Source organism: Burkholderia sp. GW821-FHT14F03, from assembly GCF_058803765.1.
Genome location: NZ_JBXAPG010000125.1, coordinates 1 through 1211 on the forward strand (window position 1 = coordinate 1; position 1211 = coordinate 1211).

At 61.6% G+C, this 1211-nt stretch carries 1 pseudogene; it reads right to left on the reverse strand.

Annotated features, from left to right (window positions below):
- Positions 1 to 1211 (reverse strand): annotated as a pseudogene (locus tag AC1RQF_RS33315) (ESPR-type extended signal peptide-containing protein); the annotation flags it as partial.

Sequence of the window (1211 nt, forward strand, 5' to 3'; positions counted from 1 at the left end):
AGCGACGAGACCGTGCTGTTGGTGGTGCTGAGACCGGTCGAGAGCGAACCGATGCCGGTCGAGGTCGAGGTGGACAGCGAAGCGATGCTGCTGTTGGCCGTCGAGAGGCCGGTCGACGCGGAGGTCGAGAGGGACGAGACGGTGCTGTTGGTGGTGCTGAGACCAGTCGAAAGCGAACCGATGCCGGTCGAAGTCGACGTGGACAGCGAAGCGATGCTGCTGTTGGCCGTCGAGAGGCCAGTCGACGTGGAAGTCGAGAGCGAAGAGACGGCGCTGTTGGCGGTGCTCAGGCCGGTCGAGAGCGAACCGATGCCGGTCGAGGTCGAGGTGGACAGCGAAGCGATCGAACTGTTAGCGGTCGAGAGGCCGGTGGACGTGGAGGTCGAGAGCGACGTGACCGTGCTGTTGGTGGTGCTCAGACCGGTCGAGAGCGATGAAACTGTGCTGTTGGTCGTGCTGAGGCTAGTCGAGGCGGACGTTGACAGACTGTTGATCGCTGTGTTTGTTGCGAACAGTTGCGATCCGTTGACCGAGTCTGTACTCGTTGCCGTCACCTGACCTGCCGCCACGTTGATGACCTGACGTTCAGCGCTTGGCGCGCCCACGCTCACCACGCTCGACGGTGTTGTGCCTGCGTAGTTGTAAGTCACGCCGCCAATCGCGCCTGTCGCGGTCGGATTTGCTGCCGTCGTCACTGATCCGCTGCCTAGCGCCACATCTCCTGCGTTGTTGGCTACCGCGTTCGGACCGATTGCCACGCTATTCGTCCCCAGTGCTTGGCTGTCAGGTGCCGTGGAGTTTGTATGGAAGTACTTGATCCCCTGGCTGTTGATGTTATCGATTGCCGCGCCGATATTGTTGACCGTGCTCGTCGTACCGTTCGCGTTGTACGTCGTATAGGCAGGCGCGCTGATCGTCCCTGTAGCCGGGTTAAAGGTTGCGCCTCCGCCCAGAGCTGCCGCCGTACTGCTGCCCAGATTGCCTGTCACGGTCGACAGCGAAGCGACATTGCTATTGGTGGTGCTGAGGCCGGTTGAGAGCGAGCCGATGCCAGTCGAAGTCGAGATGGACAGCGAAGCGATCGAGCTGTTAGCGGTCGAGAGACCGGTCGACGCGGAGGTCGAGAGCGACGTAACGGTGCTGTTGGTGGTGCTGAGACCAGTCGAAAGCGAACCGATGCCGGTCGAAGTCGAGGTGGACAGCGAAGCGAT